Source organism: Paenibacillus sp. GYB003, from assembly GCF_036577625.1.
GTDB lineage: Bacteria > Bacillota > Bacilli > Paenibacillales > NBRC-103111 > Paenibacillus_AB.
On record NZ_JARBDC010000023.1, the window covers coordinates 1 to 24,242 of the forward strand.

At 62.0% G+C, this 24,242-nt stretch carries 14 protein-coding genes and 1 riboswitch; of the genes, 12 read left to right on the forward strand and 2 right to left on the reverse strand.

The window, feature by feature from the left end:
- From PV407_RS09485 to PV407_RS09520, 8 genes are all read left to right on the forward strand, one after another.
- Positions 1 to 1,399 (forward strand): 5'-nucleotidase C-terminal domain-containing protein (locus PV407_RS09485; RefSeq protein WP_332089676.1); only part of this gene is annotated, 1,399 nt, incomplete at its 5' end.
- A 183-nt stretch (positions 1,400 to 1,582) separates the two neighbouring features.
- Positions 1,583 to 2,074 (forward strand): hypothetical protein, encoded by a 492-nt coding sequence (locus PV407_RS09490; RefSeq protein WP_332089677.1) that lies wholly within the window; start codon positions 1,583 to 1,585, stop codon positions 2,072 to 2,074.
- On the forward strand, positions 2,058 to 2,213 hold the full coding sequence (locus tag PV407_RS09495; RefSeq protein ID WP_332089678.1) for a hypothetical protein: 156 nt from the start codon (positions 2,058 to 2,060) through the stop codon (positions 2,211 to 2,213). The genes PV407_RS09490 and PV407_RS09495 overlap by 17 nt, the downstream gene beginning before the upstream one ends.
- A gap of 52 nt (positions 2,214 to 2,265) precedes the next feature.
- A riboswitch (ZMP/ZTP riboswitch) is annotated at positions 2,266 to 2,346 on the forward strand.
- 84 nt (positions 2,347 to 2,430) lie between these two features.
- Positions 2,431 to 3,591: a formate-dependent phosphoribosylglycinamide formyltransferase gene (purT, locus tag PV407_RS09500; RefSeq protein ID WP_332089679.1), complete on the forward strand. Its 1,161-nt coding sequence runs from the start codon at positions 2,431 to 2,433 to the stop codon at positions 3,589 to 3,591.
- Positions 3,592 to 4,356: 765 nt separating this feature from the next.
- Positions 4,357 to 4,797 carry an acetyltransferase gene (locus PV407_RS09505; RefSeq protein ID WP_332089680.1) on the forward strand — a complete coding sequence of 147 codons (441 nt, stop codon included), beginning with the start codon at positions 4,357 to 4,359 and terminating at the stop codon, positions 4,795 to 4,797.
- A 35-nt stretch (positions 4,798 to 4,832) separates the two neighbouring features.
- Positions 4,833 to 5,384: a QcrA and Rieske domain-containing protein gene (locus tag PV407_RS09510; RefSeq protein ID WP_332089681.1), complete on the forward strand. Its 552-nt coding sequence runs from the start codon at positions 4,833 to 4,835 to the stop codon at positions 5,382 to 5,384.
- A gap of 165 nt (positions 5,385 to 5,549) precedes the next feature.
- Positions 5,550 to 6,008, forward strand: coding sequence for a GreA/GreB family elongation factor (locus tag PV407_RS09515; protein WP_332089682.1), 459 nt, complete (start codon positions 5,550 to 5,552; stop codon positions 6,006 to 6,008).
- A 774-nt stretch (positions 6,009 to 6,782) separates the two neighbouring features.
- Positions 6,783 to 7,250, forward strand: coding sequence for a hypothetical protein (locus PV407_RS09520; protein WP_332089683.1), 468 nt, complete (start codon positions 6,783 to 6,785; stop codon positions 7,248 to 7,250).
- A gap of 34 nt (positions 7,251 to 7,284) precedes the next feature.
- Here the strand turns inward: PV407_RS09520 and PV407_RS09525 are convergent, their stop codons facing one another.
- Positions 7,285 to 8,097 (reverse strand): serine/threonine protein kinase, encoded by an 813-nt coding sequence (locus PV407_RS09525; protein ID WP_332089684.1) that lies wholly within the window; start codon positions 8,095 to 8,097, stop codon positions 7,285 to 7,287.
- 275 nt (positions 8,098 to 8,372) lie between these two features.
- Between PV407_RS09525 and PV407_RS09530 the strand changes: the two genes are divergently transcribed.
- Together PV407_RS09530 and PV407_RS09535 are read left to right on the forward strand one after the other, a co-directional pair.
- The gene (locus tag PV407_RS09530; protein ID WP_332089685.1) at positions 8,373 to 10,196 is read left to right on the forward strand and encodes an FAD-dependent oxidoreductase; all 1,824 of its coding nucleotides are present in this window, start codon (positions 8,373 to 8,375) and stop codon (positions 10,194 to 10,196) included.
- A 34-nt stretch (positions 10,197 to 10,230) separates the two neighbouring features.
- Positions 10,231 to 11,457, forward strand: a complete 1,227-nt coding sequence (locus tag PV407_RS09535) for a Gfo/Idh/MocA family protein (RefSeq protein WP_332089686.1) — start codon at positions 10,231 to 10,233, stop codon at positions 11,455 to 11,457.
- A gap of 145 nt (positions 11,458 to 11,602) precedes the next feature.
- Here PV407_RS09535 and PV407_RS09540 read toward each other — a convergent pair whose 3' ends face one another.
- Entirely contained in the window at positions 11,603 to 12,958 is a 1,356-nt protein-coding gene (locus tag PV407_RS09540; protein WP_332089687.1) for an esterase/lipase family protein, read from the reverse strand.
- 273 nt (positions 12,959 to 13,231) lie between these two features.
- Between PV407_RS09540 and PV407_RS09545 the strand changes: the two genes are divergently transcribed.
- Together PV407_RS09545 and PV407_RS09550 are read left to right on the forward strand one after the other, a co-directional pair.
- Positions 13,232 to 14,326, forward strand: a complete 1,095-nt coding sequence (locus PV407_RS09545) for a radical SAM protein (protein ID WP_332089688.1) — start codon at positions 13,232 to 13,234, stop codon at positions 14,324 to 14,326.
- A 33-nt stretch (positions 14,327 to 14,359) separates the two neighbouring features.
- Positions 14,360 to 24,241, forward strand: a complete 9,882-nt coding sequence (locus tag PV407_RS09550; RefSeq protein ID WP_332089689.1) for a carboxypeptidase regulatory-like domain-containing protein — start codon at positions 14,360 to 14,362, stop codon at positions 24,239 to 24,241.
- Position 24,242: the final 1 nt, after the last annotated feature.

The window sequence follows — 24,242 nt, forward strand, 5'->3', positions numbered from 1 at the left end:
CGACCGGCTGCTGGAGCTCGGCAAGCTGGCCCGATTCCCGATCGTCAGCGCCAACGTGAAGCGGTCGGACGGATCTCGCCTGCTTCCGCCTTATGTCATTAAAGAGGTCGACGGCTTGAAGCTGGGCATCTTCGGGCTGACGACGCCGGAAACCGCGTTCAAGACGCATCCGAACAATGTGAAGGGGCTCGCGTTCGCGAACCCGGCCGAGGAAGCGAAAGCGATCGTCGCCGAGCTGAAAGGCAAAGTCGATGCGATCGTCGCGATCGCCCATCTCGGCGTGGACGCCTCCAGTGCGGACACGAGCCTGAAGCTGGCGCAGGCGGTCCCCGACATCGACGTCATTCTCGACGGCCACAGCCATACGACGATGGAGAAAGGGATGCTGGAAAACGGCGTACTGATCGCGCAAACGGGCGAATATTTGAAAAACGTCGGCCGGGTCGATTTGACGTTCGCAAACGGCAAGCTGACCGGCAAGACGGCGAGCCTGATGACGAAGCAGCTGTTTGTCGATCAGGCGATTGCGCCGGATCGAGAGGTTTCGAGCATCGTCGACGAAGTGAAGAAACGCCAGGAAAGCGTGCTGCAGGAAGTCGTGGGCTACACCGGGGTGAAGCTGAACGGCGAACGCGAAGTCGTCCGCAAGGGCGAATCCAATCTCGGCAGCTTGATCGCGGACGCGATGCTCAGCGAGACGGGCGCCGACGTCGCGATCACGAACGGCGGAGGCATCCGCGCCTCGATCGAGGCGGGACCGATTACGAAAGGCCAAGTGATCACGGTGCTGCCTTTCGGTAATTACATTCAGACGAAGCAAGTAAAAGGCTCCGACATCCGGAGCGCGCTTGAGCTCGGCGTGTCCGCTTATCCGGAATCGCTCGGCGGCTTCCCGCAAGTGGCCGGCGTCGAATTCGAATTCGACCCGTCGCTTCCGAAGGGCGAACGCATCACCTCGATCGCGGTCAAAGGCGAGCCGCTCGACCCGCAGCGGACGTACGTGCTCGCCACCAACGATTTTATGGCGGCCGGCGGCGACAATTATACGATGTTCCAGCCTTACCCGATCGCCAACGATTTTTCGTCCCTGGAAGAATCGCTGATCGCCTACATTCGCCAGACCGGCGAGCTGCAGGCGAGTGCGGCGGGACGAATCCGGGTCAAAGCCGCCGAAACGGCGTCCGCTCCGGCTCCTGCTCCGGCTCCTGCTCCGGCTCCTGCACCGGCACCGGCACAAGACGCCGCGCCGCAGACGGGGGGCGTCTATGTCGTGAAACCGGGCGATACGTTGACGAAAATCGCCAAGCTGTACCAAACGACTTGGCGCGAGCTGCACCGTCTGAACCCGATTCCGAATCCGAATCTGATTTTCCCCGGGCAAACGATCGAGCTGCCTTGAGGGCAGCGCTACTCGATTCGCCATTCTCGTTAAAAGTCGCCCTGTAGCTGGCGGAGCGAAAGCTCCGCGCTATGGGGCGTTTTCTATTTCGACCGCTTCGCCGTTGCGCCGGCGCTCAGATCGGGTTATGCTTGTACAGGAAGGGTAGCAACTATTTTCCATTTATGGAATGGGAGGGTGCCGATGAAGAGCGAACGATTTGCAAGGATCGACGCGGAAAGCTTGAACATCGTCGATCGGGACGGGACAATCCGAATGACCTTGTTCAACAATGCCAACATCCCGCCGGCCATGATGGACGGGAAAGACTTTCTACCCGGGCACCGGCAGGATTGGCCGATTTCGGGCATCATGTTTTACAACGGCGAAGGGGACGAATGCGGCGGGCTTATTTTCGGCAGCGAGCGAAGGGAGGACGGAACGTATACGTCGACCGCGTCGTTAACGTTCGACCAATACAAGCAGGATGAAGTCGTCTCCTTGTCGTACGACAACGAAAATGGTGTGCTGAATTACGGCATTACGCAAAGACAGGCCCCATATCCCGCTTACGGAGCAAATCGCCGCGGTGAAGCGAATCGACGAATCGGATATGGACGAGGCCGGGAAGAAGAAGGCGATCGCGAAGGTGTGGGAAGGGAGCACGCGGCGCGCGTTCATGGGGAAGAACGATAAAGGCGAAGTGACCGTTTGCTTGATGGACCGGAAAGGGAAGCAGCGAATCCGCATGAAGGTGGACGAGGACGACAATGCCGTCATGGAATTTTTGGACGGGAGCGGCAACGTGATCTATAAGCTGCCCCCGGAGCAGTAGCTTTGTGTTGCATTTCTCCGCATCATTCAGTATGATCGTATCTAGCAGAACAACGTTTGCGTGTAACTGGCGGAACATGGGGAACCATGAGGGAGCACGCGGATAAACGCAGCCGTACGCCTGGGCGGAGGAAGTAAGGATCGCAAGCGCTCCTTGCTTCCTTTTCTTTTGTCGCGAACGGATCCGTACGATTAACGATGAAGCGGGGGACGAAACGATGTGGAAATCGACGAAAATGATGCTGCTCGGCTCTGGGGAATTGGGGAAGGAAGTGATCATCGAGGCGCAGCGATTGGGGGTGGAAACGATCGCCGTCGACCGGTACGCCGATGCGCCTGCGATGCACGTAGCCGATCGCAGCTACGTGATCGATATGCTCGATGCGAAGCGGCTGCGCGAAGTCGTCGAACGGGAAAAGCCGGACCTGATCGTCCCTGAAATTGAGGCGCTCGCCACCTCCGAGCTGGTCGAGCTGGAGGCGGAAGGGTATCGCGTCATACCGACGGCCCGGGCGGCGAAGCTCACGATGGACCGCGAAGGAATCCGCAGGCTCGCCTCGGAGAAGCTCGGACTGCCGACGGCCGGCTATACGTTCGCCGAAACGTTCGAGCAGTTCGAGCGCGCGGTGAAGGAAACCGGCTTTCCTTGCGTCGTCAAGCCGCTCATGAGCTCGTCCGGCAAAGGACAAAGCGTTTGCCGGGGAGAGAACGATATCGAGCGCAGCTGGAATATCGCCATGGAAGGCGGACGGGTGAAAAACGGGCGGGTCATCGTCGAGCAGTTTATCCGGTTCCAGTCGGAAATTACGCTGCTTACGGTCCGTTCGGTAAACGGGACAAGCTTCTGCGCTCCGATCGGGCACATTCAGGAGAACGGGGACTATATCGAATCGTGGCAGCCGCACGCCATGTCCGAGCGTCAGCTGGAGGAAGCGAAGCGCATCGCCAGGACGATTACGGACGAGCTGGGCGGCTACGGCTTGTTCGGCGTAGAGCTGTTTTTGACGGAAGATACCGTCTACTTCAGCGAAGTATCGCCGAGGCCGCACGATACGGGACTGGTGACGCTCGTAACGCAAAATTTGTCCGAATTCGCGCTCCACGTACGCGCCATTCTCGGCTACCCGATTCCGGAAATCGAGCTCGTAACGCCCGGAGCGAGCCGGCCGCTGAAAGCGGATCGCGAACTGGAGCATTACCGCATCGACGGCGCAGGCGAAGCGCTGGCCGTCCCGAATACGCAGCTTCGCCTGTTCGGCAAGCCCGTAACGAAGGAAGGCCGTCGCATGGCGGTCGCTCTGTCGTCGGCGGCAACGGTGGACGAAGCGCGGGCACGCGCGAAGCGGGCGTTGGACGCGCTGTCGATCGAAGAGGCATAAACGATAAGACGACGAGATGGTCGGTCCCGTCCAGGGCCGGCCTTTTTAATATTAAAGCGAGCGGCGCCTTTCGTATCCACGTCCGGGGTATCCTTATCCTGCCGGACCGCTGGAGTAGAACGAACTGGAAAACCTCCAGTTAATTCGCTCTCCTATAGGCGTCGTTTCGAAATACCGGGAGAAGCTCCGGTTATAATGGCGCTGTATCGGCGAAATGCACGGTATGGGCGAATATATCGGGAGGTTTTCCCGTTGTTTTGTCCAGAAACGGGAAACAACCGAAAATAGCGGGAACATTTCCATCTCGTTTCCCGCTTCGCTGCCGTTTCGGCATGCAATAGGTTCGGTTTGCGCCGAAAAGACCGTCAGTTCCGACGGTTTTTTTATACCGGATGTTAAAAATCCGGACGCTCTCAGACAACCGAGCGGAGCCGGGTAGACGGCTAACGAATCGTATCGTTCTTATGTGCGGAAAAATGATCGTTTTTCCAATCTAACGAATTCAGGTATCGTTATCGAGCCGAAAGTGGAAGTAAAGATCCGATTTGCCGCAAATAACGATACTGGAGTTCATCACAATTTTAAACCTCCGCATTCGGCTCCCATAGCGATAACAGAGTTCGTTAGGCGTATGTCGGAAGCCACCCGTGCGCTGATTTGATTCAACGAACCTTGCATGAAGACGAATCGGCGCGTTTTTGCTATAATCGATTTACGGATATGTAAATAGTTGGCAGGTTTCACGTTGACAGGGAGGAACAAACGGTGGCGAACAACATTGTCGCGTACGAGGAAAAGGATCACGACGCATTGGTAAGCATATGGCACAGAGCCGTTCGCGGCACCCACGACTTTTTGTCGGAGGACGATATCGCGTTTTACTATGACATCGTGAAAAACGGAGCGCTGCGCGATGTCGAACTTTGGGTCGAACGAAACGGGGAGGGCGTTCCGATCGGATTTATCGGTCTTCAAGACGACAAAATCGAGATGCTGTTCGTCGATCCCGAGTACCACGGGAGAGGGGCCGGCAGTCGGCTGATCCGGCACGCCGAATCGTTGAAAGGCTCCAAGCTGAAAGTCGACGTCAATGAGCAAAACGAGAAGGCTTACGCTTTTTACGTTCGGCAAGGCTTCGTCAAGACCGGACGTTCCGAATTGGACGGTTCGGGGCGGCCGTTTCCGCTCGTGCATATGGAACGGTAAGCGGACCCATGTTCGCCAAGCCAAGGAGGCATGCAATGAACGAACGGTTTCCGAAAAAAGTAACGAGAAGAACGTTCTTCGGCACATCCGGCAAGCTGTTGCTCGGGGCGGGAGCGGTGCTGGCGGGCAGCGCCGGACTGTTTTATGCCGGCGCCCGAAGCGAAAAAGAGCGCAAACTCCACGATCGCGAACGGCCCGGCAATTTTGTGGAAATCGGCGAGCTCGAGCGATTGGCGTCGATCCGGGACGTCGAAAAAGTGAGCTATAAAACGACGATCCGCGACGCATGGGTCGAGAAATCGGTCGAGGGCTTCGTTTACGCCAGAGGCGGGCCGGACGGAAAGCCGTTGATTATGTCCCCGTTGTGCACCCATTTGGGCTGCACGGTCGAGCCGGCTCCGGAAGCGGAACGGTCTTCGGGGAAAGAGCTGTATTTCCGATGTCCGTGCCACGGCGCCGAATTCGACGGCCGAGGCAATTCGATCGGCAAAGCCTCGCTGCCGGGACTTGCGACGTATAAACCGATGATCGCCGACGGCAAAGTGTACATCGATCTATTGTCGCCGTTGAAGCGCGCGCCCATTTGAAAAAACCGTCCGGCGGAACGGCTGGACTTTCGGCACACATTTGATACAATGGCTGTAACGGCCTCCTTTGCGGGAGGCCTCTATTTTCATAAGGAGTGATTCGGATGAATGCGGTTCAGCTGATGGTGAAACTCGGTGCTGTACGGGAAGGCGGGGTGATCTACCATGAACCGTAGTTATTTGCAGACGTGCCGGGATCAGTTGGTGAATCAGCTCGTGTTTTTTGACGAAGAAAAGACGAATTTCCTCAATCAATATTTTCCGGTCATTACGCCGGAACGAAACAAAATCGATCGCACGATAACCGCGTATGCGGCGGCCGTCGAGAAGCTGTTCGAGGATTACACGGACGAAACGTTACATTCCGTCGTGCTGATCGGCAGTCAGGTCGACTTGCTGTATACGGACGACGGGTCGACCGAGTCATATACGATCGTTTTTCCGCATCAAGCCGATGCGAATCAAAATCGGGTCTCTTTTTTATCCCCGGTTGGGTCCCAGTTGCTGCTGACGCCCGTGAACGAAACCCGCCGGCTCGGCACGCCGTCGGGGGCGATCGAGGTGAAGCTGGAGCGAATCCGGTACACCTTGTGCGGCGACGTCCATTCCGCCCACCATCTGTAGCGAATACGACGCAGCCCGTTCGAAAGAGGGGCTGCTTTTTAAGTTTATAGCGCGCTGCGCGGAGGAGGCGCCGTTCGTCACGAGGGCGAGCTTCGTGCCGACGCTTTTCAGCCCGGTCAGCGTTTCGATCGCCCCGGGAATCAGATGTACCGCCCGATCGCGTTCGATCCCGTAATCGATGGCGATACGCCGGCATAGATCGGGGGCCGCCGGAAGGGACGGGCCGAGAGCGGCCGTCACGATCCCGGTTCTCGCCCGATCCAGGTCGAGCCTGCCGACGCGGTGCCGTTCCGGATCGCTCCAATACCGGCCGGCCGTTTCGCGTATCGAGGCGATCGCTTCTTCAATGCGGGCATCGTCCCAATGCGGGAGATGCTTCGAGCATACCCGGGTCCAGCACCCGTTCAGATCGAGACCGTGATCGAAAGCGACTATCGTATCGTCCAAATCGATCAGCATCGCTTCAAGCAACATCCATGTGTCACTCTCCCGTCCTTATATACGAACCATTTTATTAATGCAGTTAAATATTTAACGCATTAACCAAATAGGCAAATGACCCCAGTCAAACATCTTTTGAAACCTTCCGACCGCTTTTCCGTAGAAGAAGGTAAAGTCAAAGGAGGAATGATGACATGCTCAAACATTTGATTCACAAATTGTTAGGGTCCCTTTCGCATTCCAAACATCGACACCACCGCTACAGTTCCGATGCGCCCATGCATCATTACGGTCGCCGCCATTCGTCCGACCGGGGCTACGGGCACAACCGTCATGGCCACGGTTATTACAAAAATAAATATAAAAGCTCCTCCTAGACCAAAAGCCGCTGCCAGCGGCTTTTTTTCTGCGGTGGCGCGATCGGTCACTGAAACGTATTTGATGGAAGCGGAGGCAGTCGTTGTGAGGAGCATGTTTCGTTATATATTCGGTTATTCGGTTTATTTGGCCGTTCTATCAGCTGCATCGTTCCTGTTCTACCAAGTTCTAAAGATATGGATACAGATGGGGCGTTTTACCGCGGCTGACGCTCCTCCGGGCGACATTAGTATAGCGGAAAAGGTCGTATACAGTTATGTTGTCCCTATTGGCTTCGGTATTATCATGATCGTTTTTTCATTGGTGTTTCGTCGGTTATTAATGAATTATTCGGTTCATCTGAGCGCAATAGCGATATTCGCAATCATAGTACCGGTAATTGTATATTTCATTACACAATTCAGAGTTTTAGCGTTTCCTTGATTTAGATGCTTTTTTCTTCCGATGCGACGCCGCATCAACCGTTCAACGATAGGTCCACATCGCGCGCGAACTGCCGCGTATTCGAATACGGCGAATCGATCCGCAGCAGCTTGCGGAGCATGCGTCTCGTCGCCGGAGATAACGTCAGCTCGTTCTCCCAGCTCGCATCCCGAACGGCTTCGGAGCTGCGCGGCTCGAAACCGGAGTACAGCATGAACAGCATAAAATGGCCGATCGCATACAGATCGTCGGCAGGCTCCGCGGACTTGTTCGGGGCGGCCGCCGACGAGTCGAATGCGGTTTTCCGCAAAGCGGGCTCCCCGATTCGGCAGGCCAGGCCGAAATCGATCAGATGGATCCGGTCGTCGTTCAATATGACGTTCGGAATCCGGATATCCGAATGTACGAATCCTTGTTCATGGACATAAGCGACAATATCGACAAGCCGGCGCACGAAACGAAGCGTCTCGAGCTCCGAAAAGACGACCCCGCGCTCGAAAATGAAATCTTCCACCGTCTGCCCCCGCACAAGCTCGGTTGCCATATACGCCCCGTTGTTATATTCGAACGACGCCAGCCATTGCGGAATCGACGGATGCCGCAGCCGGGTCAAAACGTCGGCTTCCCGGCGCAACGCTTGCCGTCCGGCCGCCCGCTTGCTCGGCTTCGCTTGTTTCAGGACGACCTCGCGACCCGAATCCGCGTCGACGCATACGTAGGTCAGGCCGTAGCTGCCGATGCCGAGAAACCGCAGGATCCGGTATTGGCCGGCGATGACGGCGCCTTCCCGTTTCGGATAATCGATCCACGCTTCATATACGCTTCTCCAATAAGCGAACAGCTTCATACCGCCTCCCGAACTCCGTCTTGGCCTCTCTTTCAGTTTACCAGCCGCCCGCTGCAATTGGCAGTAAAAAAATGCGTGCAGCCGCCGCCGTTTTGTTCGATCGATGACGGCGATGCGGATATTGACGAGCTTCGGCGAGACGGCGAATGCCGCCGCGGCACAGAAAAAACGGATATATCGCCGTAAAAAATATGCATTTTAAAACGGATGCCGATCCTCTATGATGAAACTCGAAACAAACCGATTTCAGAATGGAATACGAGGGAGAAGCCGAGATGATCAACGGTTCGAAAGCAGATCGCAAGAAGCTGAAAACGGACGTGCTCGTTGCGGGAGGCGGTCCTTCCGGCGTTATGGCGGCGCTGGCCGCGGCGCGCAACGGAGCGAAAGTCATTTTGTGCCAAGACCGTCCCGTCCTGGGCGGCAACGCGTCGTCGGAAATTCGCATGCACATTATGGGGGCGGCGCCGCGCGGCAAGGAGCTGGCGACCGAGGCGAGGGAAACCGGCCTGTTGGAAGAAATCATGCTGGAGTGCGCGGTACGCAATCCGCAGCGTTCCGCCAGCATGCTCGATTTTGTGCTGTACGAAAAATGCCGCGAGGAACCGAATTTGACGCTGCTGCTCAATACGACCGTCGTCGGGGCGAAAATGGACGGCGACCGCATCGCGGCCGCATACGCCGTCCGGGAAAGCACGGAAGATCATTTCGAGATCGAAGCGGACATTTTCGCCGACTGCAGCGGCGACGGCCGTCTCGGCTACGAGGCGGGCGCGCTGTTTACGGAAGGGCGGGAATCGACGGAGCAGTATAACGAATCGGCGGCGATGGCGAATCGCGACGCTTACCGGCTCGGCTCGTCGCTGCTGTTCACGGCGCGCGACATGGGGCGGCCGATGCCGTTCATTGCGCCGAAGTGGGCACGCAAATTCAGCGAGGAAGATTTGAAGTTCCGCAGCCATAATTCGTGGGAATACGGTTACTGGTGGATCGAATTCGGCGGCATGTTGAACACGATCAAAGACAACGAAACGATTCGCGACGAGCTGCTGGCGATAATGATGGGCGTCTGGGATCATATCAAAAACAGCGGCAACCATCCCGAATCGGCGAACTGGGCGCTCGATTGGTTCGGTTTCGTTCCGGGCAAGCGCGAGTCGCGCCGGTTCATCGGCCAGCACGTGCTGACGCAAAACGACATCGAGCAGGCCGTCGACTTCGACGACGTCATCGCCTACGGCGGCTGGTCGATGGACACGCATCCGCCGGGAGGCATCGACGCGAAGGACGAGAAGCCGTGCAATCAGCCTTACACGCCGTACATTTACGGCATTCCGCTGCGCTCGCTGATCAGCAAAAACGTCGCCAACCTGATGTTCGCCGGCCGCAATATGTCGGCGACCCATATCGCGTTTTCGAGCACGCGGGTTATGGCGACCTGCGCCGTCATGGGCGAAGGGCTCGGCACGTTCGCGGCGACGGCGGTGAAGCGCGGCGTTCCGCTCCAGGACGCCTGGAAGGACGAGCGTCTCGTTCGGGAGGCGCAGCAGCAGCTGCTGCGGCAGGGGGCTTATTTGCCGGGCCGGCTCCTTGAGGACCGCAACCTGGCGGCGGAAGCAAGCATCGTCGCCTCGTCGGAGCAGCCGATCGGCAAAGCGGCGAACGTGGTCGACCGCCATACCCGCACCGTGGACGGACCGAGAGGCGTGCGGCCGGACTTGACCGAGCCGGGCACGCACCGCTGGATGGCGGAGCCGTCCGACCGCTCGCCTTGGCTGGAGCTGCAATGGGATCGTCCCGTCGACCTTAGCGCCATTACGCTCGTGCTCGACACCGGGCTGCACCGGCATTTGGTGCTGTCCCACCAGCATGCGGTCATGAACAAAATCGAATGGGGCCCGCAGCCGGAAACGCTCAAGGAATTCAAGCTGATTGCGGAAACGGAGGACGGGGTGGAGACGATCGCCCACGTTCGCGACAATTACGCGCGTCAGCTCGAGTTCGGCGTACGGCTGGCGAACGTCCGCCGTCTCCGGCTGGAAGCGATCGCGACCAACGGCCTCGATCACGCCCGAGTCATGGAAATCCGCTGCTCGTGAGCAAGCGATCGCACGCAAAGGGGGAAGACGACAGATGATCAAAATCGGAATATGCGGGGCCGGCTCCTTCAGCGAGGCGTTCATCCCGCTGTTCAAGGCGCACCCGCTCGTCAGCGGCGTCGTGCTCGCCGACCTCATTCCCGAGCGGCTGCAGAAGGTCGCCGCGAAGTACGGCATTACGGAAACGTGCGCCTCGCACGAGGAGCTTTGCCAAAGCGACGTCGATGCGATCGCCATTTTCGCGCAGCGCCATTTGCACGGTCCGCTGACGCTGAAGGCGCTGGACAGCGGCAAGCACGTGTACTGCGCGGTGCCGATCGCATCGACGCTCGAGGAGATTCGGCAAATCGTCGACAAGGTGGCGGGGACGCGGCTGGTCTACATGAACGGGGAGACGTGCTACTATTACCCGCATACGATCTATTGCCGCGACCGTTTCCGGAAAGGGGACTTCGGCCATTTCGTCTACGGCGAAGCCGCGTATTTGCACGACATGTCGCACGGCTTTTACCAGGCGTTCCAGCATTCCGGCGGCGCCGATTGGAAGCGGGTGGCAGGCTTCCCGCCGATGTTTTACCCGACGCATTCGACCAGCATGATTCTCGGCGTCACCGGCGCGCGCATGACCCAGGTGTCGTGCCTCGGATACGTGGACCGGTCGGACGACGGCATTTTCAGCGTCGGCGGCAACAATTGGGACAATCCGTTCAGCAACCAGACGGCGCTCATGCGCACGTCGGACGGCGGCATGGCGCGCATCAACGAGTTTCGCCGCGTCGGCTGGTGGGGGCGTTCGAGCAGTAACCCGGTCAGCATATTCGGCACGCTCGGCAGCTTCGAAGAGAACAGCGGCGGACAATTTTGGACGGAGCTCGAGCCTAACAAAATCGAAGATTTGACCGAGCTGCTGGACTGTCCGCGCAATCACGTCCCGAAGGAAGACCGGCATTTGCACGAAGTGCTGCAAAAAGATTTTCACAGCCTGTTTTCAAAAATTCAGCCGGTCGAGCGGCTGCCCAAGCAGTTCGCCGGCTTGCGCAACGGCCATCTCGGCTCGCACCAGTTTCTCGTCGACGATTTCGTCAAGGCGGTCGTCACCGGCCTGCTTCCCCCGATCGACGTATGGGAGGCGGCGAAATATTGCGCGCCCGGGCTCGTCGCCCACGAATCGGCCAAACGCGGCGGAGAGCGGCTCGACATTCCCGACTTCGGCTCGGCGCCGTCCGACTGGGAGCGGCTCGACCCGGACAAGCCGTTATAATGCGAACGCCAGCAAGGCTGCACCCGGCAAAAGGTGCAGCCTTGTTGGCGTTGCGGCGCAGACGAATCGAAACGCGGGTGCGCCGGACCGAGCCGCCATGCCGTCCGCCCAGCCAAACGCAGACCGCGGATCGCAGAGCTACGCCTCAGTCCGAATCGTCGAACCAGCATACTTTGTTCGGCCCGGAGAGCGGAAGCGGCTCTCGGTTCAGACGCAGCTCGACGAGCGTCGTCGTAAACGGATAAAAGAAGTTGACGTCGTTATCGCCGAGCAGTCCGGACAAATCGAGCGACGCGTTCCAGGTCCCATCCGTATCGTAGGCCGTCTGTCCGTCGTCGCAAGCTTCGTCCGCGATTCCGTGGTAAGCGACGAGCGACGAACCGGAGGAGGCGATGACGCGCAGCATCAAGCTTTCCAACGAGCCGGGATCGAGCGCGCTCAAATTGACGTGAAAATTGCGGAAGCTCGTATCGCCGCCGTACGGATGCACCTCCAGGTCGAATACTTGCAGCTGCTCGATGCCGCCGTCCCGGCGTTTGCCTTCGAGCTGCAGGAAGTAGTCCGGAATCGGCTCGCCCCGTTCGTCGACGACGCGAACCAAGAACTGCTGCCATTGCGTCAGCGCCGCTAGGACGCCGCGGCTGCGCTCGCTTACGTCCGCGTACCAGGCGGCCATCTCCCGCTCGCTTTCGACGCCGAGCGCCTCGTGCACGAGCCGGACCAATTCGTCGGAAGGGTCGCTTAGAATCGTTCCGTGATCCGCCCCTTCGACCGGAATGAACGGGATATCGACGTTGCTCCACGGCGAGAACGAGATCCGGTCCGTCTCCTCTTTGTTTTTGGTCAAATTCAGGACGATTTTCCGGGAATTGAGCGAACAGCCCGCCCAACGCACCGTGCCGTCCGTTCCGGGATCGCTGATCAGCCGCTTGATGCCGCTGTAAGCCTCCGTGCCGCAAAACGTAAACACGTAAGGCGTATCGCTGTTCGGGCCGAAATACGGCCGCTCGCCGAGCAAATCTTTTTCCGCCAGCTCCCACGTAAACCGGCTCCCGAGCTCCAGCCCGTCCAACACGCGGTCTCCCGCTTCCAAGAAATCCGGTCCGAACTGCTTCCTCCCTTTGAAAATGCCTCCCAGCCAGCTGCGCCCTTTATGCGCGAGCGGCGAACCGAAGCTGGCCGGCGCAAGGCCGATCAAATGCTTGAGCCGGCTGCGCCGTTTCGCGTACACCGTCAGCCACGACCGGATGACGAGCATCCCGGTCGAATGGACGATCGCGTCGAATTCCTCGTCGCCGTCCAGGCCGATTTTTTCGCGCAATGCCCGGTCGAACCCTTCGGCGATATCCGGAATCGTCACCTCGTTCGTCAGCGTCTCGTACGAGCAGACGTGAATCGCCCGCGGATCGCGCCCGAGCTCGCGCAGCTTCTCGGTCCAAGTCCGGAACGACTTCCCTTTGTCCGAATAGCCGTGAATCAAAACGATCGGCCGTCGCGTCATCCTGTGTTCCTCCCATCGATGCGTCCGGACGAAACGGCCTTGCGGCGATCGAATCGTTTCCCCCGGGGGCAATACGAGCCTTTCGGCGCACGGGCCGCGTCCTTCTTCGTTAAATATAGGCCAGATCATCGGGCGAAAAGAAGCGCTAAAGCGACGATTTCTACGAAAACGAATAGGAATAAAGTACCATTTTTTCCATGCGTGGAGGAATTATCTGCCATCGGCAGAATAGTTATTCGTCATCAACTCGGTACAGATCAGGAGGAACCGAACATGCAGCCCAGCATTTTAACCGTATTGGCCACTTACAAATGCACGGCGGCTTGCAAAGAATGCTGCTTCGAATGCTCGCCCCAGGTGCAGGGACGCATTCCGCTCGACCGGATATTGGGCTATATCGAGGAAGCGTGCGATACGGTTCCGACGCTGCGGCTCGTCGTGTTCTCGGGCGGCGAATGTTTTTTGCTCGGGAAAGATTTGGACGCCGCCGTCGCCTGCGCGTCGCGCCGCGGCAAGCTGACGCGAACGGTAACGAACGGGTATTGGGCGCACAGTCCGGAAGCGGCTCGCAAACGAATCGGGGCGCTCAAGGAAGCGGGTCTTGGCGAGCTGAACATCAGCACGGGCGACGACCATCAGGAGTTCGTGCCGTTCGAGCGGGTCGTGAACGGAGCGATCGCCGGCGCCGAGCTCGGACTGACGACGCTGATCGTGGTGGAAGGGTTCGAAAATTCCAGGTTTACGATTTACGACGCCCTGGCGCATCCGAGGCTGAAATCGTTTCGCGAGACGCATCCGAACGGACATTTGCTGCAAATTATGCGCAACATTTGGATGCCGTTCCATCAGGAGCGGGAGCTTCGGCATACGGATGAGATATACCGCAAGCCGGAGCGCATTCCGCTGCTCGGAGGCTGCGACAACGTGCTCCACAACATGGTCGTGACGCCGGACGAGCATTTGGCCAGCTGCTGCGGGCTGACGATGGAGCATATTCCCGAAATGAAGCTGGGCAAGCTGGGCGAGCATTCGATCGCCGAGCTGGTATCGCGGGGGCTCGACGATTTTTTGAAACGGTGGATATGGCTGGACGGACCGGACGCGGTGCTTTGGTTTGCCCGCCAAAAAGATCCGCGCGTGCCGTATCCGGAAAAAAACGTGCATCCGTGCGAAGCGTGCGCGCAGTTTTATTTGAACCCGCTCGCCCGCGAAGCGGTGCGCGACCATTGGCGCGAAATCGCCGACGACGTGCTGCTCCGCTACGAATTGAAGGTGCGCATGCTCGCGAGGCGCGATCCGGCCGATGGCGGCCGAGCCGCGGCGCAGCCGTCGGCGGACCCGGCCGCAAGCCGGGTCGGACACGGTTGAACGGATAACGACGAAGGAGGGACTATGACGATTATGAACGAAAACGACCGAAAATCGCGTCTGTACGGCATTCCGGAAAGCGTCCGGCCCCGGCCCCGGGAGGCGAAGCCGGAACGGCTGGAGCTGTTTTTGCGGGAAGGCGGCGCACAAGGGGCTTCCGGACGGGCGAAGGCGATTCAGTCCGCGATGGAGCGGCTGTTCGACGATCCGCAGGCGGCGGCCGCGTTCGGCCGCGACCCGAAAACGTTTTTGCGGGAAGCCGGCTTGGCGGAGGCGGACATCGCCTGGGACCGGATCGAAATCAAGCTGGCGCAAGCGCTCGGCGACGAGCAGCTGAAGCGGCTGGCGGAGGTGGGGGACGCCCGGGCGTTCGTCGACCGGCTGCAGGAGACGGGCGTGCTGCCGCCTTCGATGAACGTCGCGCTCGGCCAAGCCGAATCGATGGGATTTACGCCGGTATTCGCGGTAGCCGTCCTCGTGGTCGCCGCCGTATGGAGCATGGTCGGAGTCGGCGCGACCGTCGTCGCCGCCATTCAGGCGCTCGTCGCGGTTTCGCACGCCGTCTACTTGTACATCTGGGTAACCGGTCCGGGCAGCGACAATCCGGACGAATCGAACGACGCCGCTTCGCACGTCCCGCGCATGCCGAATTTGAACACGCCGCACGTCGCCCGGCTGCTGAACAAATATTTGAATGCGGAATTGCTGCAAAAGCTGGCCGAGCGGCTGCACGACAAAGGGTTCGGCGCGGAGGTGACGGGCGAGCTGGTGAAGCGGGCGATTTTGGCCGCGTGGAAAAAGGCGACGTCCGGGGAGACGAGCGATCCGGACCGCGAAAAAGTATACATGGACATCATTCAGGCGCTCGGCGACAAGCAGCTGATCGAGCAGCTCCCCGAGTTGGCCGGCGCTTCCCGTTATGCGATGCTGGCCGCCGGCTTTGCCGGAGTCGCCTTCGATCTGATGGTCAAGCTGCACGAGCCCGTCCGCTTCGTTTCGATCGATTTCAATCCGCGCGATTTGCTCGCATATCAAAAGGTGCTGATCATTCCGACCGGCGGCTTGTACGGGCTCGACAAATCGGGAACGTTCAAAGACCGTCTCGGCGAATATATCCGTCTCGGCGGTACGTGCATCTGCATGTCGCAGCAGCACGGCTACGATTTCGGCGCGCTGCCCGGCGGCGTCGAAGGGTACGGCTGGGCCGAGGATCAGTCGTGCCACGCGCACTCGGTCGTCATCACCGCGCCGCATCCGGTGTTCGCCGGACAAGACGGCGACGCGATGGACGTGGCGGTCGACGGCTTTTTCACGGCGTGGCCGGACAACGCCCAAGTTTTGCTTCGGCGCCGCATCAACGGACAGCCGGCCATGCTGACGTACCGGTACGGCGAAGGGCGGGTCATCGTCACTTCCGCTTACGCCGACTGGGGCATCGGCTTCAACCAGCTGACCCGGGACGAACGGCTGCTCATGCGCGACACGTTCGCCTGGGCCCGGCTCGCCGGCTCGGACGTGCCGGAATACGACCCGGACAACAAGCCGTTTCGCATCCGGCTATCGCTGACGAACCGGTCGACCAAGGAGGTCGCGTCCGTCAAGCTGCACGCGGTCGATCCGGACAAACACGTTTTTACGGACCGTTATGTACTGAACGCGGCGATCGCCCCCGGCGAAACGAAGGAGCTGGCGTTCGAGGCGGGAGATATCGACGCGCTCGGCTATTGGAGCTTCGACGCGACGCTGCTGGACGCCGCGGGAGAAGTCGCCGACCATCAGTACGACGCGGCGACGATTCTCGTCAACAACTTCGACGATACGCTGGACGGCGTCGGCTACAAAGCGGAAGCGATCTCGTTCAGCGCCGTCTCCGATCAGGAGCATTTGCTCGAAGGCGAAACGGCGAGAGTGCGGCTCCTGATCTGGAACCGGTCTCCTTATGCGCGCACGCTTACCGTCGCCACCCGCCTCGGCACGCAGCGGCCGATGACGCAGACGGTCACCGTCGAAGCCGGCAAAGAGCGGGAGCTGCCGTTCGCGTACGATGCTTTGGAGAAAGGCGGCTACCGGTTTTGGGCGTTTCTGAGCGACGAAAACGGCAAATCGCTCGGATCGACGAACAAAGGCATCAACGTCCATATTCCGCAGGCGCAGGCCGAACTGACGATCGATAAAAAGCAGGTTCGCCCCGGCGAAGCGATCGACATTCGCGTCCGGTACGCCAACGCGACCGGCGCCGTTTTCCCGGCGGACGTCATCGTGACCGTAAGCGACCCGGGCGGGGCGACGCTGTTCGACGAACGGATCGCCCTGGAGCTGAGGCCGAGCGTTCCCGGCGAGCAGCAGTTCCGGTTCGTGCTGCCGATGTCGGTCCGGTACGGCAACTGCAAAGTGTCGTGCACGGTCGAGACGAACGGGCAAAAAATCGGGTACCACGAGCAATATTTCGTGCCGCTGCTCGAAGGGAAGCTCGCCGGCCGCGTGCTCGACGCGGTCAGCGGTTTGCCGGTCGCGGACGCCAAAGTCCGGCTGGACGGCGGACCGGAAACGGCGGCGGACGCCGGGACGGGAAGCTTCGAATTTACCGCGGACGCGGGAGGGCATTGGATCGGCGCGACCGCTCCCGGCTACAGGGACGTTCGCGTCTATACGGTAGCCGCTCCGGAGCGGACGGCGACGGTGGAGCACGTATACTTGACGCCGGTAAGCGGAAGCTTGAAAGGCATCGTCATGGACATGATGACGAACGAGCCGATTCCGGACGCGATCGTTTCCGTCGACGGCAAACAGCCGCTTCCGCTCGACGGGCAAGGCTTTTTCGAAACGGCGCACGCGCTCGGCGAAGCCCGTTTGTCCGTCAAAGCTCCGGGCTATTCCGGCGAGCAAAACGCCGCCCTGCAAATTTACGCGGGGCGAACGACGCAGGTGACGCCCGTCTTCTTGTCCCCGGTCTACGGCCGGGTCGAAGGGGCCGTCTTCTGCTCGAGCTCGGGCTTACCGGTCGGCGGTGCCCAAGTCTCGATCCGGAACGGACCGTCCGCCGCATCGTCGGAGGAAGGAACGTTTTCGCTGGAAGTACCGGCCGGCGCCGCGCAGCTGACGGTGCGGGCGGAAGGCTACGAGGATGCGGCCGTAACCGTGTTCGCCCCGGCCGGCCGCGCGGTTCGCGTGGAGCGCGTCTATATGCGCAAAACGACCGGCGAGGCGGCGGGCGTCGTCCGCGACAGCGTAACGGGCGAGCCGATCGCCGGAGCGAAGGTGTCGGCGGGCGGCGCGGCCAAGGCGGAAACGGCGGCGGACGGACGGTTCCGGCTATCGCTCGCGCCCGGCAAGCATTATATCGCCGCGGAAGCGCCGGGGTATGCGAGCGTCCGCGCGGCGATCGTCGTTCCGGCGGGGATACAGCTGGACGATATCGACCTGCATCTGGTTCCCGCGACGGGCAAACTGAGCGGCGTCGTCGTCGGATGGGACGACAAGCCCGTGCAGGGCGCGCAGCTGACCGTTGCGGGCGAGGTCAAGCCCGCGACGGGCGAGGACGGGGCGTTCGAGGTGGAAGCGGCGACAGGTCGGACCGGCGTCGCGATCAAAGCGCCCGGCTACGCCAGGGCAAGCTTAGACGCCGACGTGTACCCGGGCCGAACGACCGGTCTCGGACGGATCCGGTTGACCGCCGAACGCGGCCGGATCGCCGGGCGTGCGGTCGAGGCGATAACCGGGAAGCCGATCGCCGGCTGTCTGATCAAGGCGGGCAGCGGCGAGGAGGCGCGTACGGGCGAAGACGGATCGTTCGAGCTCGAGCTGGCGGTCGGATCGGGCACGCTGCGCGCCGAAGCCGAGGGCTACGCGGACGCACGGAATATGCAGGCGGATATCCATCCGGGGCGGACCGTCCGGTTGGGCGACATCGCGCTGCCTCGGCGAACAACTGTCATCGAAGGAATCGTTGCGGACGCCGGGGGTTCCGGCGTGAAAGACATCCGCATCTCCGCGGACGGAGCCAACCCGGCGCCGGAAACGACGACGGGCGAGAACGGGGCTTGGAGGCTGGAAGTACCGGCCGGAACGCGCACCGTCTATTTCAAAGGCGCAGGCTTGGACCGCACCGTTCGCATCGACGCCTATCCGGCCCGGACGGCGCGGCTCGATTTGACGTTGGCGGGAGGGGAGAGCGGGCGTATCGGCGGCATCGTGAGCGCGGTCGTATCCGGCTCTCCGGCTGTCGGCGCGGTCGTCGGCTTCGGCGACCGCAGGCTGGCGCGGGGCGCGCTGCGGCAGACCGGCTCCGTTTATGTCGACGACAAGCCGCCGTTTTTCGCCACGCAGGCGGTGACCGGGGACGCCGGCTGGACCGATTACCGGTTCTCGTTTCAGGCATCGGCCCGTTCGCAAAACGCGTGGGGAGCCGTGTTCCGCTATAAGGACGCGCAAAACTGCTACCGCTTGTTCTGGCTCGGAAACCGCGATTCGGGCGGACCGGTCCGCCGTCTGGAGCGGATCGAGAACGGCCGCGTCACGACGCTGGCGGAAGATTACGTCCATTTCGGCTACGATCAATGGGCGGACATCCGCATCGAGGCGGTCGGCGGCGAGTTGGCCGTCTACGCGTACGGGAGCGAGCTGTTTCGGGTACGCGACGACGCCTTCGCGGGCGGAAAAGCCGGCTTTTACTGCTGGAAGAGCGACCTGCTCGTCCGGGACATCCGCGTCGAACGGCCGGACGGCGAGCCGCTGTTCGTCGAATCGTTTACGAACGGATTGGCCGCCTGGACCGTCGAGGATGCCCCGGGCGTACGCGCTCCGTCCGCCTGGGAGGCGGTCGAGCCGACCGAAATCCGTCTCGGCGACGACGGAAGCTTCGTCTACGATTCGTTGCCCGCGAACACGTACCATTTGTACGCCGCCGGGGAGCGGATTCGCACCGGCTCGGACAGCGGGGCGCTGCTGTCGGTGCAAGTCAAAGCGGGAGACAGCTGGCGGGTGGGCGCGTACGTCGCCCCGGCCGAAGCGGAGCTCGAAGCCCGGCTGCTGGACGCCGTTACGCTTAAGCCGCTGGAAGGAGCGGCCGTTTGGACGGCGGGCGGCGAGAGCGCGCCTGCGCGCACGGATGCGGAAGGCTGCGTCCGCTTGCCGGTCCGGGCGCCTTCCTTGTTCGACGCGGTTGCCGGAGAGGCCGTCTATATGGCCAAACCGGGCTACGCCGCCGGCGGAGCGAAGACGGTGCAAATGCGGCTGCCGGTCCGCCGGGCGGGCGGGGAAGCGCCTGTGCTGTACGTCGGTCCGGCGAAGTCGGCCGTCTCCGGCACGGTCGCGAACGCGGCGAACGGCGAGCCGCTGTCCGGCCTGCGCGTCCATTGGGGCGAGCCGGACTATGCGTTCGGGGCCGTCTCGCTCGTCCGATCGCGCTGGCACGGCGATCCGCTCGCCGGGCTGCTGCACGGACCCGAGCTCGTTTGCGCGGCCGGCGTATGGGCGGATGCCGCGGTCTCCGCGGAGATGAAGGCGTCGCGCCCGGGCGGGCTCGGCCTCGTGCTGCGGCGGAGCGGTTCGCTGCGCTATTACCGGGCCGTCGTCGTCCAAGAGAGGGAGGCGGAGCCGTATCCGATCGTAAACGGCGTCCTGGACGGAGACGACGTCGCCTTTACCCGCCAATACGGCAGTACGGCGGAAGCTTTTGCCGGACGGCTGCTGCCGGACGGGACGATGTCCGGCACGTGGCGCCGATCGGGCGACCGGACCGTCCGCTTTACGGCGCGCAGACGGTTTCCGGGCGGCAGCGACCGTATTTCAGGAGAGTGGGCGCTGTACGACGGCCGAAGCTGGCTGAAGCTCGAGCTGGAGACGGCCGACCGGGCGGACCGCTTCGCAGGGAGCAGTACGGCGACGGAATACGGCGGGGAAACGGCGCGCATCGAGCGCTGGGAGAACGGGCGGCTCAAGGTGCTCGCGGAAACGCCGGTCCGACTGCAATCGATGGACAAGTGGACGCGCATTCGCTTCGCCGCCTTCGGCGCGACGCTGCTTTTGGAAGCGGGAGGCGCGACGCTTTGCGAGGCGACCGACGCGGAGCCGCTCCCCGAAGGACGCGCCGCCGTCCAGCTCGTCGGCGGGCAGGGCAATCTGCTGCGGCATATCCGCGTCGAGCAACGTTCCGGCGAGCTGCTGTCGGGCTGCGAGCCGACTGCGGCCGGTGCGGACGGCGGAGACGATCCGGTATGGGCGGGCGGGCCGAAGCCGTCCGGCTGGGAAGCGGCGCCCGGTTGGGGCGCGGCCGGCGGCTCGGGGTACCGGCTGGACGAGACGGTCGCGATCGACGGCGACGACCTTCTGCTCGCCACCCACGTCCGGTACGGCCGGGAGCTGCAGTACGTGTTCCCGCTGCCGCCGGGCGAATATGCGGTCGAGCTGTCGTTTTGCGAGCATGAAGGGAAAGCGGCCGGCGAACGGCAGTTCGACGTCACGCTGAACGGCGAACCGCTCGATCCGGCGCTCGATATCGGCGCGTTGGCCGGACCGAACCGGCTGCTGCAGCGCACGTACCGGGTCGCGGCGGGGGCGTCCGGCCTGCGGCTGTTCTTGCTCGCGCGCAAAGGCAATGCGCTGATCAATCATATCCGCCTTTGGCCTTCCGCGGCGAATCCGCAGCGGGACGCGCCGCTGTACGCGGTCCGCTGCGGCCATGACGAGGCGGATTCGAGCCTGTTTCTGGCGGCGCCCGTCTTCGGCTACGAAGAAGGCGAAGCGACGGCGGCTTCCGCCGGCGCCAAAGTGCGCGGCGCGGCGGACGAGGAGCAGCCGTCGCTGCTGACGGCGCGGCGCGGACGGTTCGGCTACCGGTTTCGCCTCGCGCCGGGCCGGTACGACGTCGAGCTGAGCTTCGCCGAGCTGGCCGCGCCGGAGCAGGTCGGAGCGAACGTATTCGACGTGCTGGCCGGCGGCAAGCCGTTATGGACGGCGATCGACATCGCCCGAGCGAAGGGTGACGCGCTGCTGCGCGTTCGTCCGGCGGTCGACGTCGGCGCGGACGGCGAGCTGCATTTGCGATTCGAGCCGCGCCAAGGCCGGGCGACCGTCAATCGGATCCGGCTGTTCCCGGCCGGATCCGAAACGCCGCTCGTCGACGCGGACGCGGGCGGCGGCAGCGACCAGCCGTGGGCGGGCGGAGAGCCGGCCGCGAAAGTATGGGACGTCCGGCCGCCGCAAGGCGCGGACACCGACGCCGAAGGCCGGTTCGAGCTGGCGGACGTGCCGTTCGGCAGCCAGACGCTGTCGCTCCGCGGCGACAAGCTCGAGACGCTGCGCTCGAGAGGGGAAACGGCGCAGCTGCCCGTGACGGTCTATCCGTCCGCCGGCCTTGCGCTTTATGCCCGCCCGTCTTTCGCCGCCGTTTCCGGCACGGTCGTCAGCGCCGCGGACGGCTCGCCGATCGCGGGCGCCGAAGTTTGGGTCGACGGCGCGGCGTCGCTAACCCAAACGTCGGAAGCCGGGCAATTTACGCTTCGCGACGTCCCCGTCGGGGAACGGGAGCTGCATGTGCGCGCACCGGGCTTCCGGGCATACGACAAGAATGGCTACGTCATGACCGCCTGGCTCGTACACGGGCAGCAGGCGCAGCATCGCCTGTACGCGACGCCCGCTTACGCGACGGTCGAAGGCGTGCTGCGCGACGCGGTGAACGGCAATCCGCTGGACGGCGCGCGGGTATGGCTGCCCCATTACAAGCGAACGATCGTCTCCGGAGCGGACGGACGTTTCGTCGTCGACGATTTTCCGGCCGAGCGGGACGTTTCCGTTCATGCGGCGTCGGAAGGTTACCGGCTGCCGAATGGGGACGAAATCGCGGCGTTTCCCGCGTCGCCCGGCAGGACGGTCGCGTTCGAAGCGTTTCTGAAGCCGGTTTACGGCATATGGCGCGGCAAAGTGCTGGACCACGTCACCGAGCAGCCGCTAGCCGGAGCGCTCGTGTATGTCGACGCGGGGGAAATCAGCACGACGACGGACCGGCTCGGCCAGTTTCAGCTGCGCGTGCCGGAAGGGAATCATCGCTTGTACGTCGAGCTCGTGGGCTACATCTCCGAACAGGGACATAACCCGTCTGTCACGGCGGCCGTCACGCCCGGCAAAACGGTCGACTTTACGCTCTACTTGAAGGCGATCAGCGGCGCCGTCGAAGGGCAGGTGCTCGATTCCGTCACGATGCTTCCGATCCCGGGGGCGCTCGTCTATGCCGACGAAGGATTCGCCAATACGGTAACGGACGAAGAAGGCCGGTACCGGCTGTCGCAGTCGAACGAAGAGCATCGCATTTACGTCAAGTCGGTCGATTACGCCTCCGACCGCGAGGACGGCTGGATGGCCCAGACGCCCGTTTCGCCGGACCGGTCGGTGAAACTGAACCATATGCTTCGTCCGACGCTTCAATTGGTCTCGTTCGAGATGGTCCGGCTGCCGGAGAAGGTCGAGCTCGTCGCCGGCCGGCAGCAGACGGTATCGTGCCGCGTCCGCAACAGCGGCAAGCGCGAGGGCGGGGCGACCGTCCGCCTCGTCATTCCCGGATTCGTCGAGCAGAGCAATACGGAATGGCTCGCTCCCGGCGAGGAGAGCGACGTCGGGTTTACGTTTACGATGCCGGACGACGCGCTGACCGCCGCGCACCAGGAGCTGTTCTTCGACTTGAAGGGGGAGTCGCGGCATAAATTGAACGCTTCGATCCGCGGCGCGGAGGTGTTCGTCGAGGCATCGCTGGACAAACGGCTGTACGCGCCGGGCGACACGGCCGTGCTGAAGCTGACTGTCGAGAACCGTTCTGGCGGCTCCTACCCGGTCTATACCCGGGCGCAGCTCGGGGATGCGACGTTCGTGTCCGCCGTGCGCACGCTTACCGACACGCTCGAAGCCGTGCACGAAATTCCGGTCGACGCCGGGGCGAACAAGCTGTTTTTCGGCGTTTATTTGGAAACCGGCCGATCGTTGTTTTTGGACGCGTATTACGTGCCGAGGCAAGATCAGCTGGCCGCCCTGTCGGCCGACAAGCAGGCGTACGAGCCGGGCGAAACGGTGACGGTCCGGTTGGCGCTGACCGAAAGCGGGCAAAGCTTGTTCGCGGGGGCCGAATCGGTCGACGCGGAGGCGAGCCTGCTGCTCGGCGAAAACCGCGCCGTCGTCATCCCGCCGAGCCGGCGGTCGATCGCCCCGTCCGAAACGGCGGCGTTCGATTTTCCGCTGCCCGTCCATCTGAAGCAGGGCACGTATGTCGCGCTTTGGACATTATCGGCGGGGGACAAGTCGGCGGAGCTGACGTTTCCGATCGACGTGCGGGGCTACAAAGCCCGCTTCCTCGAGTTTTTGACGGACCGGTCCGAGTATTTGCATACCGACCGGATCGCCGTCCGCGGCGAGCTGGAACGTTCGCACGCCGTGCGCTGCCTGCTGGAGCTTACGCTGATGGACCCCGACAACGAAAAGCTGTCGGTCGTCCGGCACGAGATCGAGGCGGCTGCGGGACGAACGGCGTTCGAACTGGAACTGCCGCTGCAAACGGGCAAAGCCGGCCATCATACGATCCTGTACACGCTTTACGCCGCACCGGACGGCGTCGAGCCGATCCTGCTGTCGGCTTCGGTGCAAGGCTTCGACGTGGCCGGGCCGGTGCTGCTGGCGCTCAATACGGACAGCCGGTTGTACCGTCCCGGACAGCCGGTTCGCGTTACGGTTACCGCCCGCGGCAGCGGTACGGTACCTCTGCGACTCGCGTGGGATAGCGGCGAAACGGCGCTCGATACGATGATCGTGCTCGACGGGCTGAAGACGATGGAGTTCACCGTGACGGCGCCGGCGCAAGCGGCGGCCTTGGAAGCGGTGCTGCCGGGCGAAACGGTAAGCCGGCTTGCGGCGTATGCGAGGGTGAGGGCGTAAG